Source organism: Halobacillus sp. ABR2_026, from assembly GCF_056158545.1.
In genome coordinates this window covers 2,470,290-2,484,123 of the sequence record NZ_JBSWTM010000001.1, presented here as the reverse complement: position 1 = coordinate 2,484,123, position 13,834 = coordinate 2,470,290, and the positions used below count along the sequence as shown (strand labels likewise).

Below are 13,834 nucleotides of genomic sequence, written 5' to 3'. Positions count from 1 at the left end.
TTCTCCTTTTCTATAATTGGTTCATCCATTGATAAAGGGGGAGCATGATGGATGAGTAGATCAACACGATAAAGGCAGCAATGAAAATGAAAAAAGCAGGTTGGATAATATGGAGCCACCGGGTGATTTTTTGTGAAATGAATTCCATGAAAAATTCAGCCATGAGCTCCATTTCGTCCTTTAGTGCTTCTATATCATAGGTGTGATGGAAAATGGCCGTCAGTTCAGGCCTGAACAAACGGCATCTATACACTGCTTGGGCAAAGGATTTGCCATTCGAGAGTTCATAAAGTATTTCACTGCAGTAGTGGGAGAGTACTTCATATTTTTTATGGCTTTCAAGAAGTTCAATGGCATCCTTTAATGGAAGTCCAGTCTGAAGGAGGGAGTGAAGATGTGTCGTGAAAAGAAAGGAAATGGAGTAGGTGTGATAAATCTTTAAGAGTGGAATTTTTTCATATAAGAAAAGCTTTCTTTTAAATGGAATCCGAGGGAGTGCAAAGACGAAGATGAGGAGGAGGCATAATGAAAGAAGAAGAAGAAGACCAATGCCATTCATGATGTGTGATGTGACTAGCATAAGTTTGATGGTTCCGACTTCCTTCCCTTCGAAAAGCAGCATGTAATTTGGAAGGACCGTCTTTTGTAAAATCGTACAGGCAATGATAAGGAAGACAAATAAAAATATGGGATAACGGATGACCCTGAAAAACCTCTCTTTGTAATTTTTCTTCATATGCAACAGTTCCTGAATCTGTTGGAAACTCCTGGGCAAATCATGATGTACTTGACTAAAGTAAAGAAAGTTTGTAACAGATGATGAGAAGTTCGCCTTCGTAAATGCTTCATGGACGGCATCACCAGCGCTCAAATGCTCTCTTATCGTGTCACAGGTAGGTTTCAGTGTTGAGTCCCAGCCCGTCATATGAAGGGCGTCTAAAAGTGGATACCCCTTCTCCAAAATGTGGCTGCACCTTTTGAAAAATAGGATCTGATGGTTAATAGATAACGGTGGATCACGGTATGGTGGCCATTTCGCTTTCGTTAATGAAGCCAAGTGCATAGGCTTTCCTCCTCAGTTGTTGAAATGATTGGAAGCTTTCGTGTTTGTGATCCCCTTCAATGGCTTTTTTTAGTGCTCTTCCGTCCAGCAACTCTAATAAAGCAGCTCTCCTTGGCAGGTGCTTCGCTCCTTCGATTGGAACGAGACGCTGTGAAGCAATTGCAAGCATGGTTTGTTCGATTTCACTTTGGCTGATATTCATTTCTTTCAGCCTGTGTAAAGTCCCATGAGCATTACGTGCATGAATCGTACTGATCACAAGGTGTCCACTCAATGCCGCTCGAAATGCGAACTGAGCAGTAGATTTATCCCTTATTTCTCCAACCATTAATAGGTCCGGATCATGTCTAAGGGCAGCTTTTAATCCTGTATCGTACGTAACTCCTGCACGTTCGTTTACTTGGACTTGAATAATGTTATTTAAGTTTTTTTCAATGGGATCTTCAAGGGTGATGGCCTGATAGGAACTTGATGAGGTGAGTGATTGAAGCAAAGCGTATAGAGTGGTGGTTTTTCCACAACCAGTCGGACCGGTAAAGAGTATCATGCCACTTCGAAACTGCAGCCATCGTTCAATTTTACTCAATTGATAAGGGAAAAGAAAAAGCTGTTCCAAAGGAGTGTGGTCCATCGGCCTAAGGATCCGGATGGCCAGGCTTTCGCTTACGGTTGTTGGAAGAGTAGAAAGACGTAAATCAAATGTTTGTTGACTGATGCGATGGTGAATCGCGCCGTTTTGGGGGCGTTTATGCTCGCCGATATCCATACCTGAGGTGAACTTGAAGTAGGAAAGAACTTTCTTATATATTGGTAGGGGAGTCATTGAGTGAAAGATGCGTTTTCCGTGGATTCTGAAATGAATGGAGGCTGATTCTTCGTAGGGGGAAAAGTGGATGTCAGTTGCGGTTTGCTGAATAGCAGATACAATTAGGTCTTGAGAGTATTGAGCGATGGATCTCAATCATAGACCACCTCTTTCATTATGATTTTTGGTACATAAGTTATTATTCGACAGGAAACGGAATAATCCTGCAACAATTTTAAATAGGGGGAGTATGAGTAATGATATATCTGATTGGATTTATGGGAAGTGGAAAGTCAACGATCGCAAGCAGGTTGAGCGAGGACATGCAGATACCATCCGTTGAAATGGACGCAGCTATTGAAGAAGCAGAGGGGATGAAGATCAGTGAGATGTTTGCTATTCATGGAGAATCTTATTTCCGTGAAAGAGAAACGGAATTTTTGACAGAGTTAAAAGGGGAAGCTGTGGTTTCCACCGGAGGCGGCGTAGTCCTCCGTAAACAGAATCGGGAATTGATCCAAAAGGGAACCGTTGTCTACCTGAAAGCTGAATGGGAAACGATTGTGGAAAGGTTGAAGGAAGATACGGATCGTCCATTGTGGCAGGGAGACGAAGCTGAGAAGAAAAAAAGGTTTGCTGAACGGCTCCATGTATATGAACAGACAGCTGATCTTATCATTAGTGTGGATGGAAAAACCCCCGAAGAGGTCACAGAAGAAATCATCAAACGTCTAAAATGACTAGTGATGGACCATACTAAAGGAAACAGTAGAGAAAGAGGGGTTTTCATGAATCAGAATGATTATGTAAAGTTTCTGACAGAAGAAGTCGTCAAGTATATGCACATGTCTAAGGACGAAAAACAGGAACGGAAAGAATCTAAGCCCTCGAAGAAAACTTCCTTTTACTGGTTCGGGTTATTGCCTCTTGCCTTGAAAATGTTCAAAAGGAAACGGATCAACAATCATTGAAAGAATAAGAAAAGCCGCTGAATTGTTCAGCGGCTTTTTGTTATGACAGCCAAGACCTGCTCGTTTCTTGGGAAATATAAAATAAACCTCCGTTAACAACCTCCATCTTGATAGAAGGCTTGTAACGGTTATCAAGTTGTTCACGTTCCTTTGTAAATGATTCTAAGCCAATATCCTGGGATGCATAAAAAGACTCCAATAATTTTGTTTCTTTCTCTAAATGATGGATCGACTCTTTCGCCCATTGGTGATCAAGTGAAGCGACATAATTTTCAATGTGACGTTCCATGCGTTTATAGGCATGGGTAATGGATATGACGGGTTTCATTGGAAACGTATAATCAGAAACGGTGGTTTCAAAAGAGAGGTCCAAAATTTTATCCATCATTCCCAGCATCATGGTGCCATGGATCAGGTTTATGCCGATGGAAACGGGTTCATCTTTTGTATGTTTGCCTCGGAAGTGAAGAAGAGCATTGATGACAAGCCAGGGACTCATTGCCCGGTTTTGTCCTGAAATTTCTTCAATAACTTCATAAAGTCTGGCCGTCCGTGCTTTGGAGATCGCCGTATTATAAAGACGGTGGAGCTTAGGTGTTCCAGCATGCAGGAAAATCCCATCGGTCTGCTGTTTGGCTGTATTACTGAAGGTTAACTTCAGGGGAGTGCCCTCCCGGTTCATTTTTCGCATATAATGCCAGTAGAATGGCCGGTTCATGATTTCTTCATCCATTTCATTAGTCAGTTGGACAGTGAATTGAGAAGGGGATTCCTCAGTGAGTGAACAGCCATGGGATATAAAGAATTGTTTGACGAACGATTGGTAAGGATTTGGTGCCTTCAACTTGTCTCTCTCCTTTCATTCACTGTGTGTTCCACGTAACTGACTAAATTATTGAGTTTAATATCGACTTCACCCTGACTGTCAGACTGTTTGAGAATGGACTGGATTTGGTGATCAAAGGAACCTCCGGGAATTTGTTCCAGAATGTGGTCCAAGTCTCCCACAGCATTTTTAAACATTTCAATCTTTTCATAAAGCATGCCCATAATATGATCTTCAATCGTATCTTTAATGGCAAAGTTATAAATTTTCACATCGTGTTCCTGTCCGAATCGGTGAATTCGTCCAATCCTCTGCTCCAAACGCATGGGGTTCCATGGAAGATCATAATTGATCATATGGTGACAAAACTGCAGGTTTATTCCCTCTCCTCCTGCTTCTGTAGCTATCATTACTTGAGCTTTGTCCCTGAAAAGCTGTTTCATCCAGTCACGTTTACTCTTATTGAATTTACCACTAAATGGAACGGAGGTAATGCCGTTTTGCTGAAGATACCATTGTAAGTAAAACTGAGTGGCTCGATATTCGGTGAACACAATGAATTTTTCACCTGTATCTTTGATGAGTTCGGTCATTCTTTTTGCTTTCACATGATGAGGGACGTTAGCAATTGCTTCAATATAATCGTCATATTCTCCCCCATTTTCTTCGGAAGCCTTTTTCTTTAACTGATTCAAGGACATATAGCAGGCCTCTCGCGAAGAACATAATTCTTTGGCGAGTGTTAGCCACGTGAATGAAGGGTGGTTTGCTTTCAAATTTTCCAGTTTCCTGTACATATCCATCTCTTCCTCCGTGAATGTCAGTCGTTCATTCACGACTCTCCTCTTCGATGAATCAAGCCCTGTATCTTTTCGCCGGTTTCGGATCATGACATGACCAACGAGAGAGTGAATATGTTTTATGCTATCTTCTTCGCCTGTATTTTCTTTATATTTTTTCTTGAAGTCTGTCAAATTCCCGAGATACCCGGGCTTTAGGATAGAAACCAAATTAAATAAGTCGCTGAGTTTGTTTTGAATAGGAGTAGCTGTTAATAAGAGACAATAGGTCTTCTTCAAGGATTGGACGAACTGGTAATTCTTCGTCTGATGGTTCTTTAATTTATGAGCCTCATCAATGATGATGAGGTCGTAATCGATATCCAGAATAATTTCTTTATGGTTTTCGCGTTTGGCCATATCTATAGAGGTTACGGTAACATCCCATTCTCTCCATGACGCTTGCTTTTTCCTCGGAGCGGCCGCTTGTATATAAAATTTTTCGCTTAGTTCCTGGATCCATTGATTGACAAGAGAAGCGGGAGTCAAAATCAAGATTTTTTTCGCTCTTCCCCTGATCATATATTCCTTTAAAATCAGGCCAGCTTCCAAAGTTTTACCAAGACCTACTTCATCAGCCAGAATGGCACGTCCATTCATCTGGTGAACTACCGTTTCTGCAGCCTCCACTTGGTGTTCCATAAAATCAACATGAGGGAGGTGGTCAAGGGCAAGGAGTCCGTCGAACTTCGGAACAGTTTTGAACTGAGCGGCCTGATAAGCGAGTTTGAATCCGTCCCAAGTGGTCATTTTTTCAGGATGCTCTAGGTTTTCCTTCAATAATTCAATGTAGGATTGGTCTGGATGAATTTCGATCATGTTTTAGCCCTCCATCAATTAGGAATGATAAAAGATTGCGAATTATTGTAGAATTATCGTGTCTTTTGTGAAAGACGCGTGATATAATGATGCTGAAAATGTACATAACAGCGGGTGAATGCTATCCAATAGTATGCCCGGTAAAATCTAGAAAAATACGAAAGCGAATGACTGTAGAAGGAGAGACCACGCTCGTGGCGCCGAAGGAGCAAGCATTCATTTGTGAATCTCTCAGGCAAAAAGACTTCTATAGGACGCAACTCTGGAGAGTGTTTGCATTTTTGCAGACCACCCAAGAAGCAAGCTTCAGGTCTTCCTGTTGTGAAACTTTCTGGTGAAACGGACAGAGACTCCCGTGCAAGCGGTGGAGTCTCTTTTTTTATGGGAAAATCAGTGAGAAGGAGTGGGTCAGATGGCAGATTTGAAACGAACACCTTTATTTGAGGAGTACAAGAAACTAGGTGCAAAGACGATTGATTTCGGAGGATGGGATCTGCCTGTGCAGTTTTCCAGTATTAAAGAAGAGCACCAGGCTACAAGGACAGCTGCCGGATTGTTCGATGTCTCTCACATGGCAGAAGTAATGGTGGAGGGGGCTGACAGTCTAACGTATCTTCAAAAAATGTTGACGAATGACGTTTCCAAACTCGAACCGGGGAAAGCCCAATACACCATTATGTGTTATGAAAACGGTGGAACGGTCGATGATTTGATTGTATATCACCTGGATGTTGATCAATATCTTCTTGTAGTTAATGCCGCTAACCGTGAAAAAGATTATAAATGGTTAAAAGAACACCAGGAGGGAGAAGTCACGGTTGAAGATGTCTCTGATGAATATGTTCAACTGGCCGTGCAGGGCCCTAAAGCAGAACAAGCGCTGCAATCCATCACAAAGACTGATCTTTCCACCATCAAATTTTTCCGTTTTGAACAAGGTGTGACGATTGAGGGAGTCGATGGAAAAGCGCTCGTTTCAAGAACGGGTTATACAGGGGAGGATGGATTCGAAATCTATCTGCATGCAGATTACGGAGCGCAACTGTGGCAGGCGCTCCTCAGGGCCGGTGAGCCCTTTGGATTGAAACCGGTGGGACTTGGAGCGCGGGACACGCTCAGGTTTGAAGCGAATCTTGCGCTTTATGGACAGGAGCTGAGTTCCGAGATTACTCCAATTGAAGCGGGATTGAACTTTGCTGTTAAAGTAAACAAAGAAGTGGACTTCATTGGAAAAGAAGTGTTGAAAAAGCAAAAAGAAGAGGGGCCGAGCCGGAAACTTGTCGGAATTGAAATGATCGATAAAGGAATCCCTCGTACACATTACGACATTCTGAACGGGGAGGAAGTCATCGGATTTGTAACGACAGGGACACAATCTCCGACTCTAGGAAAGAATGTTGGGCTTGCTTTGATTAATACCGACTACACGTCTGAAGGGACAGAAGTGACGGTCCAAGTGCGTAAAAGGAAATTGAAAGCCAAAGTTGTGAAAACACCTTTTTATAAAAGATAATCCAAGGGGGATGAAAGCATGGAGTTTCGTTATTTACCCATGACTGAAACAGATAAAACAGAAATGCTTGAAAGAATCGGTGTTCAGCATTCGGATGAGCTTTTCTCTGATATACCTGAAACTATTCGCTTCCAAGGCAAATTGGATATTCAAGAACCAAGAAACGAATATCAATTGATGAAAGAATTGACTGAACTATCCGAGAAAAATGTGAACGCTAAATCTCACACTTCTTTCTTAGGGGCTGGAGTATATGATCATTACATTCCTTCGATTGTAGATCACGTCATTTCCAGGTCGGAATTTTACACAGCGTATACACCATACCAACCAGAAATCTCACAAGGGGAGCTCCAGGCTATTTTTGAATTTCAAACCATGATTTGTGAATTGACGGGTATGGATGTAGCGAACTCTTCCATGTATGACGGTGGGACGGCTTTGGCTGAGGCCGTTAACTTATCTGCAGGTCAAACGAAGAAAAAGAAAGTACTTGTTTCCAAAGCCATTCACCCGGAATCCTTAGCTGTTATTCATTCGTATGTCAAAGGTCCTGGTGTGGAAGTTGTAGAAATTGATCATAAAGATGGGCGGACGGATCTCGACCAGTTGAGAAAAGAAATGGATGAAGATACAGCAAGTGTGGTCGTGCAATATCCGAATTTCTTCGGTCAAATTGAACCTTTGGAAGAGGTTAGATCTATCGTCGATTCCCAGAAGAAAACGATGATGATTACTTCGAGTAACCCGCTGGCCCTCGGTTATTTAACGCCTCCAGGTGAGTTTGGATCTGACATTGTGGTCGGGGATGCTCAAGTTTTTGGTATTCCTGCACAATATGGCGGTCCGCATTGTGGGTATTTTGCAACAACTAAAAAATTGATGAGAAAAGTTCCCGGCAGACTTGTGGGACAGACGGTGGATGAAGAAGGGCGGCGGGGATTCGTCTTAACCCTTCAGGCGAGAGAGCAGCATATCAGGAGGGACAAAGCCACTTCGAATATATGTTCCAATCAGGCACTGAATGCTCTTGCTTCATCCGTAGCAATGTCTTCATTAGGAAAAGAAGGACTCAAGAAAATGTCCTGGATGAACATTCAAAAAACGGCTTATATGAAAAAACAATGTCAGGAAAAAGGACTCGAAATTGAATTTGATGGAGCATTTTTCAATGAGATCGTCATCAAGTTGAAAACAGATGTAAAACAGTTGAACAGCAGTCTGCTCGAGCGGGGAATCATAGGCGGATATGACCTTGGCGGAGTTGATGAAGCACTGACCAACTGTATGCTCGTTGCTGTAACTGAAATTCGAACAAAAGAAGAGATAGATAAGTTTGTGAAGGAAGTGGGGGATCTTCATGTCTAACCAGGATTTTCCTTTAATTTTTGAATTAAGTCAGGAAAGTCGTACTGGCTACAGCTTACCTGACTTCGACATACCGGAAACGAATATTGATGATATGATCGGACAGGCGTATGTTAGAAAAAGCGAACCGGACTTACCGGAAGTAAGTGAGCTGCAAATGATGCGTCACTATACAGCTTTATCGAAGCGTAACCATGGGGTTGATTCTGGTTTTTACCCTCTTGGGTCATGTACGATGAAGTACAATCCTAAAATGAATGAAGATGTCGCAAGGCTGACAGGATTCAGTCACATTCACCCATACCAGCCAGAGGAAAATGTCCAGGGCGCTCTTCAGTTGATGTATGACCTTCAGGAAACGTTGGCTGCCATAACGGGAATGGATACAGTAACGCTTCAGCCAGCTGCCGGTGCCCACGGGGAATGGACAGGCTTGATGATGATCAAAGCCTATCATGAAGCCAGAGGAGAAACCAACCGAACGAAAGTCATCGTTCCGGATTCAGCGCACGGGACGAATCCGGCATCAGCGACAGTGGCAGGATTTGATGCTGTGACCGTTAAGTCTGATGAACGCGGGCTTGTCGATCTTGAGGATCTGAAACGGGTAGTGGATGAGCAGACAGCTGCCCTTATGCTTACAAATCCGAATACCCTAGGTCTTTTTGAAGAAGATATTGAAGAGATGGCGGCGATCGTCCACGAGGCTGGTGGTAAGCTCTATTATGATGGTGCGAACCTAAATGCCATATTGGGGTATGCTCGTCCTGGAGACATGGGGTTTGACGTCGTCCACCTTAACCTTCATAAAACGTTCACCGGACCCCATGGAGGGGGAGGACCTGGATCTGGGCCTGTCGGAGTAACTGAGGAATTCGCAGCTTATCTGCCGGCCCCGATTTTGACCAGGAAAGAGGGTCAGTATGTGTTTGACAATGACCGACCGAAATCCATCGGTAGAGTGAAACCTTACTACGGAAACTTCGGAATTAATGTCCGGGCGTACACCTATATTCGTACAATGGGCGCTGAAGGCTTGAAGAAAGTAAGTGAATATGCGGTCATTAATGCAAATTATATGATGCGCCGACTTCAAGAAGCGTTCGACCTTCCCTTTGACAGACACTGTAAACATGAATTTATTTTGTCAGGGAAACGTCAGAAAAAACTTGGTGTACGGACATTGGATATGGCGAAACGTCTACTAGACTTCGGTTATCACCCACCAACCATTTACTTCCCGATTAATGTGGAGGAAGCAATGATGATTGAGCCGACAGAAACAGAATCAAAAGAAACGTTGGACGGTTTCATTGATCGTATGATCCAAATCGCTCATGAAGCTGAGAGTGATCCTGAGAAAGTTCAAAATGCTCCTCATACGACGATTGTAAGTCGTATGGATGAGACCCTTGCGGCGCGGAAACCTGTACTAAGATACCAGAAAGAACAGTAACCTAAACCCGGAACCCATCTACCTATGGATTCCGGGTTTCCTTTTTCTTCTCCTTACAGAAGCGTAGAACGTTTTTTATCGTAACCGCTGGACAGATCTTATTGCACAAAAAAACCCGGTTCTCAGAGAACCGGGAGGATGCTTACTTTTTAGATTTAATTTTACCTGTCCATTTTTTAAATCCGCCTTCAAGCATATTCAAATCTTTATATCCTTGCTTATGAAGCATCATAGCTGCACGAGCGGAACGGGCGCCGCTTTGACAATATAAATAAACCGGCTTGTCTTTACGGATTTCAACCAGGCGGTTTTTCATCTGGGACAACGGAATGTTCCGGGCACCAAGGATATGGCCGCCGTCAAATTCCTTTGGTTCACGTACGTCGATCAGCTGTGCTTTTCTGTACCCTTCACGGAATTTGTCTTCAGATAATGTGGTCATGACTTTTCTTGCTTTAAAGAATCTATACAACCCGAAAGCGATCAACAATACAATCGCTCCGATCAAGATCCATAAATCCATCTTTCCATCCCCCTCAATTCTCTATTCCTCTATCTATTATAGGAGGGAATGCGGAGTATTTCAAAAAAATTTTTTTGAATGATGAAGCAAAAGTCGAATTTGTCGAAGTTTTGCGATGTAAGAAAGATGCAAATGATGAAATATATCAAAGAAACAATCATGTATGCGTTTTTCTTTTATTCTCTAGGTCATACGTTTATTCTCTTAGGATTTTTGGATTGACAAGTTTCTACATATTCGTTCAATAGCACAATATATGGTGACTGAAAATTATCACAACACAATATATTGATTATCTTTTCGTAAATGTGGTATGTTACTTATATCAAAACAAAATGCTTAGTATTCAGCTTAAAGGGAGAGATGCAAAATGCAGACCACCACCTCCACAGACGTACACATGAAAATCGATGTGGAACGCCTAAATGCAGACATTAGACAGTTCCCTCAGGTTCATGAAGTTACGGAATCGATGTCGATCACACACAAAGGTGTTTCAAGACTTGTCATGTTGGACAGGTATGCGTTTAAAGATACAGAGAAAATAACGCTTGCAGAAGGAGATTTTGTGGTCCTCACAGTCAAGGATGATCCTAAATTTCCTGCCAGGGGTTTCGGTTTCATTCATTCGGTGGACTGGCAGACTCACGAAGCTATTGTAAAGGTCGAAGAAGAGTTCGTTCATGTGCTGGAGCATGAGGAAGAACGTGAAACAGGTCTGATTAAACGTAATCTGGACACGATTGATAAACCTCTTGAAGTTTTTTACGAACAGATTGCTCTACGAAATGCTACGGGTCTTTCAGAAGTCGAGACAGATCCAAAAAAGAAGGAGCAGAGCTTTACCGATTTTTATGAAGAACTATCGGATTTGAACTTTATCCCCGCAGGCCGAGTATTATATGGCGCCGGTTCTCAAACGGACGTTACTTATTTTAATTGTTATGTGATGCCGTATATTCAGGATTCCAGGGAAGGAATCTCGGATCATCGGAAACAAGTGATGGAAATCATGTCCAGAGGTGGCGGCGTAGGAACGAACGGATCTACCCTGCGTCCTCGGAATACACTGGCTAGAGGTGTAAATGGGAAATCTTCAGGTTCGGTTTCCTGGCTTGATGATATCGCCAAACTCACTCATCTAGTAGAGCAGGGGGGCTCAAGACGCGGAGCGCAAATGATCATGTTGGCGGATTGGCACCCTGACATTCTTGAGTTCATTATTTCTAAAATGCAAAACCCTAGAATTCTACGTTTTCTCATCGAAAATACGGAGGATGAGACGATCAAACAACTGGCTAAGGATAAGTTGAAATTCACACCACTTACTGAAACGGAAAAGGATTTATATCAGAGTGTGGTTAATTACAAACATATTCAAGGTCAGGGGGGATTTACGGACCGAAGCATTCAGGAAGCGGAAGAGAAGCTTCATCTGGGTGGGAATTATACGGTTCATAATTCAGAGTTCCTTACGGGGGCCAATATATCTGTCTGTATTACCAAAGATTTCATGGAAGCTGTGGAGAATGATACAGAATATGAGCTGCGTTTTCCGGATGTAGAAAGTTATACGGCGGAGGAAATGGAAATATACAATGAACAATGGCATCAGAGCGGCGATGTACGTGAATGGCAGGACCGTGGCTTTGGTGTCCGGACTTATCGGAAGGTTAAAGCGAACGAGCTTTGGAATTTGATCAATATTTGCGCGACCTATTCAGCAGAGCCGGGGATCTTCTTTATTGATAATGCCAATGAGAAGACAAATGCTACAGCCTATGGTCAAAAAGTAGTGGCAACCAACCCTTGTGGGGAGCAACCGCTTGCGCCATACTCTGTTTGTAATCTTGCTGCTGTCAACTTGGCAAATGTAGCAGATCGTGAAAGGAAGCAGGTTGATTTCGATCAGCTTAAGAAAACGGTACGTCGGGGTGTGCGGATGCAGGACAATGTAATTGATGCGACTCCGTACTTCCTGGAAGAAAACAAAGTTCAGGCTCTGGGAGAGCGCAGGGTTGGACTTGGAGTCATGGGATTACATGACTTGTTGATCTATTGTGAAACGACTTACGGTTCTGAAGAAGGAAACCGTATGGTCGATGAAGTTTTTGAGACGATTGCTACAACCGCTTATCGTGAATCCATTGAATTGGCCAAAGAAAAAGGAAGCTTCCCTTTCTTGATCGGCGAAACGGATGCGGAAACGATGGAACTGCGTAAACGGTTCATTCAAACCGGATACATGAAAGAAATGCCGGAAGATGTTCGTCAGGGCGTGCTGGAGTATGGGATAAGGAACTCTCACCTTCTTACCGTTGCACCGACAGGAAGTACAGGTACGATGGTAGGAGTCAGTACAGGACTTGAGCCATACTTTTCTTTCTCTTACTATCGTAGCGGTCGTTTAGGTAAATTTATTGAGGTGAAAGCCGATATCCTTCAGGAATACTTGGATGCCCATCCAGATCAGGACCCCAATGAACTGCCGGAGTGGTTCATAACTGCAATGACGATGAGTCCTGAAGCCCATGCCGATACACAATGCATTATTCAACGCTGGGTAGACAGCAGTATCTCTAAAACCGTCAACGCCCCGAAAGGATATACGGTTGAAGAAGTGGAAAGAGTCTATCAACGTCTGTATCGCGGTGGAGCTAAAGGCGGTACCGTCTATGTAGATGGAAGCAGAGATAGTCAAGTGTTGTCATTAAAAGCTGAAGAGAATGATTTTGATGGAGAACAAACAGAGTTGTTCGAAGCCGAAGAGCAAAAACCTCGTGTCGTCCTAATGGATACGATTCAGGAGTTGGATAAGACGAAAGTGACCATCGGTTCTGAAGTTGGAGATACGTGTCCGGTCTGCCGACAGGGTACAGTCGAAGACATTGGTGGATGTAATACTTGTACGAATTGTAATGCACAATTGAAGTGTGGTTTGTAAGAAAGCAACCGGCCGTCCAGCGGCCGGTTTGTTTTTTGATCGATCGAGCATACTTTATTGATGGGCACCATGTAAACAGAGCTCGCTTGTCACTGATAGGATTCTAGTGTATCATTTCATTGTAGTAACATAGGCTGTAAAACACTCGTCATAAAGGCTGTGGCGTATACATAAGACAGGGTATTGGGGGTTCAACATGCCGACACCTAGCATGGAAGACTATATTGAACAGATCTATATATTAATCGAAGATAAAGGATATGCACGTGTTTCTGATATTGCAGAAAATCTTCAGGTGCATCCGTCATCGGTAACGAAAATGGTTCAAAAACTTGATCGGGATCAATACTTGAACTATGAAAAGTATCGAGGATTGATATTGACAGCAAAAGGCAAGAAAGTAGGAAAACGTCTTGTTTATCGTCATGAACTGTTAGAGCAGTTTCTGGAGATCATCGGTGTCGATCAAGAGAACATATATGATGATGTCGAGGGTATTGAACATCATATGAGCTGGAATTCCATCGATCGAATCGGTGACCTTGTGCAATTCTTTGATGAGAATCCGGATCGTGTCAAAGCTTTGAGGGAAGTTCAGAAAAAGAATGAAGAGCAAAATGAAGAGTAAGACTCCCCGCGCATGGAATTCCATGCGTTTTTTTGTTGGGATAAGGAGAGAAAGTGGATTTGGCTGCTTGCGTTCTAAT

Annotated in this window: 12 protein-coding genes and 2 riboswitches; of the genes, 7 read left to right on the top strand and 5 right to left on the bottom strand. The window is 42.9% G+C overall.

Translation table 11 applies throughout. The features are described 5' to 3' along the window. Window positions 1-10 precede the first annotated feature (10 nt). Both ACXADE_RS12935 and comGA read right to left on the bottom strand, forming a co-directional pair. Window positions 11-1,063 carry a type II secretion system F family protein gene (locus ACXADE_RS12935; RefSeq protein ID WP_474980876.1) on the bottom strand — a complete coding sequence of 351 codons (1,053 nt, stop codon included), beginning with the start codon at window positions 1,061-1,063 and terminating at the stop codon, window positions 11-13. Next, the gene (gene comGA, locus ACXADE_RS12930) at window positions 1,017-2,024 is read right to left on the bottom strand and encodes a competence type IV pilus ATPase ComGA (RefSeq protein ID WP_474980875.1); all 1,008 of its coding nucleotides are present in this window, start codon (window positions 2,022-2,024) and stop codon (window positions 1,017-1,019) included. The genes ACXADE_RS12935 and comGA overlap by 47 nt, the downstream gene beginning before the upstream one ends. 101 nt (window positions 2,025-2,125) lie before the next feature. On the opposite strand from comGA, the gene ACXADE_RS12925 reads away from it, so the two are divergent. Together ACXADE_RS12925 and ACXADE_RS12920 are read left to right on the top strand one after the other, a co-directional pair. Next, the gene (locus ACXADE_RS12925; protein WP_474980874.1) at window positions 2,126-2,608 is read left to right on the top strand and encodes a shikimate kinase; all 483 of its coding nucleotides are present in this window, start codon (window positions 2,126-2,128) and stop codon (window positions 2,606-2,608) included. A gap of 48 nt (window positions 2,609-2,656) precedes the next feature. After that, entirely contained in the window at window positions 2,657-2,839 is a 183-nt protein-coding gene (locus ACXADE_RS12920; RefSeq protein WP_474980873.1) for a YqzE family protein, read from the top strand. Between the two features lie 40 nt (window positions 2,840-2,879). On the opposite strand, the gene ACXADE_RS12915 is transcribed toward ACXADE_RS12920, so the two are convergent. Together ACXADE_RS12915 and ACXADE_RS12910 are read right to left on the bottom strand one after the other, a co-directional pair. After that, the gene (locus ACXADE_RS12915; RefSeq protein ID WP_474980872.1) at window positions 2,880-3,683 is read right to left on the bottom strand and encodes a YqhG family protein; all 804 of its coding nucleotides are present in this window, start codon (window positions 3,681-3,683) and stop codon (window positions 2,880-2,882) included. Continuing rightward, the gene (locus tag ACXADE_RS12910) at window positions 3,680-5,323 is read right to left on the bottom strand and encodes a DEAD/DEAH box helicase (RefSeq protein WP_474980871.1); all 1,644 of its coding nucleotides are present in this window, start codon (window positions 5,321-5,323) and stop codon (window positions 3,680-3,682) included. Before ACXADE_RS12910 ends, ACXADE_RS12915 begins: the two co-directional genes overlap by 4 nt. Before the next feature lie 167 nt (window positions 5,324-5,490). After that, window positions 5,491-5,580: riboswitch (glycine riboswitch) on the top strand. A 3-nt stretch (window positions 5,581-5,583) separates the two neighbouring features. After that, window positions 5,584-5,672: riboswitch (glycine riboswitch) on the top strand. 63 nt (window positions 5,673-5,735) lie between these two features. On the opposite strand from ACXADE_RS12910, the gene gcvT reads away from it, so the two are divergent. From gcvT to gcvPB, 3 genes are read left to right on the top strand one after another with little or no spacing between them, the layout of a single operon-like run. Further along, window positions 5,736-6,836: a glycine cleavage system aminomethyltransferase GcvT gene (gene gcvT, locus ACXADE_RS12905; RefSeq protein WP_474980870.1), complete on the top strand. Its 1,101-nt coding sequence runs from the start codon at window positions 5,736-5,738 to the stop codon at window positions 6,834-6,836. A gap of 18 nt (window positions 6,837-6,854) precedes the next feature. Further along, entirely contained in the window at window positions 6,855-8,204 is a 1,350-nt protein-coding gene (gene gcvPA, locus ACXADE_RS12900; protein WP_474980869.1) for an aminomethyl-transferring glycine dehydrogenase subunit GcvPA, read from the top strand. Continuing rightward, the gene (gene gcvPB / locus ACXADE_RS12895; protein WP_474980868.1) at window positions 8,197-9,660 is read left to right on the top strand and encodes an aminomethyl-transferring glycine dehydrogenase subunit GcvPB; all 1,464 of its coding nucleotides are present in this window, start codon (window positions 8,197-8,199) and stop codon (window positions 9,658-9,660) included. The genes gcvPA and gcvPB overlap by 8 nt, the downstream gene beginning before the upstream one ends. Window positions 9,661-9,802: 142 nt before the next feature. Here the strand turns inward: gcvPB and ACXADE_RS12890 are convergent, their stop codons facing one another. Next, on the bottom strand, window positions 9,803-10,183 hold the full coding sequence (locus ACXADE_RS12890) for a rhodanese-like domain-containing protein (protein WP_474980867.1): 381 nt from the start codon (window positions 10,181-10,183) through the stop codon (window positions 9,803-9,805). A gap of 370 nt (window positions 10,184-10,553) precedes the next feature. Between ACXADE_RS12890 and ACXADE_RS12885 the strand changes: the two genes are divergently transcribed. After that, window positions 10,554-13,127, top strand: a complete 2,574-nt coding sequence (locus ACXADE_RS12885) for a vitamin B12-dependent ribonucleotide reductase (RefSeq protein WP_474980866.1) — start codon at window positions 10,554-10,556, stop codon at window positions 13,125-13,127. 196 nt (window positions 13,128-13,323) lie between these two features. After that, the gene (gene mntR / locus ACXADE_RS12880; RefSeq protein WP_474980865.1) at window positions 13,324-13,755 is read left to right on the top strand and encodes a transcriptional regulator MntR; all 432 of its coding nucleotides are present in this window, start codon (window positions 13,324-13,326) and stop codon (window positions 13,753-13,755) included. Window positions 13,756-13,834: the final 79 nt, after the last annotated feature.

Coding starts and splice junctions, on each gene's coding strand:
- ACXADE_RS12935 (WP_474980876.1), bottom strand. CDS start 1,063: ATGCACTTGGCTTCATTAACGAAAGCGAAATGGCCACCATACCGTGAT.
- ACXADE_RS12925 (WP_474980874.1), top strand. CDS start 2,126: ATGATATATCTGATTGGATTTATGGGAAGTGGAAAGTCAACGATCGCA.
- ACXADE_RS12920 (WP_474980873.1), top strand. CDS start 2,657: ATGAATCAGAATGATTATGTAAAGTTTCTGACAGAAGAAGTCGTCAAG.
- ACXADE_RS12910 (WP_474980871.1), bottom strand. CDS start 5,323: ATGATCGAAATTCATCCAGACCAATCCTACATTGAATTATTGAAGGAA.
- gcvT (WP_474980870.1), top strand. CDS start 5,736: ATGGCAGATTTGAAACGAACACCTTTATTTGAGGAGTACAAGAAACTA.
- gcvPA (WP_474980869.1), top strand. CDS start 6,855: ATGGAGTTTCGTTATTTACCCATGACTGAAACAGATAAAACAGAAATG.
- gcvPB (WP_474980868.1), top strand. CDS start 8,197: ATGTCTAACCAGGATTTTCCTTTAATTTTTGAATTAAGTCAGGAAAGT.
- ACXADE_RS12890 (WP_474980867.1), bottom strand. CDS start 10,183: ATGGATTTATGGATCTTGATCGGAGCGATTGTATTGTTGATCGCTTTC.
- ACXADE_RS12885 (WP_474980866.1), top strand. CDS start 10,554: ATGCAGACCACCACCTCCACAGACGTACACATGAAAATCGATGTGGAA.
- mntR (WP_474980865.1), top strand. CDS start 13,324: ATGCCGACACCTAGCATGGAAGACTATATTGAACAGATCTATATATTA.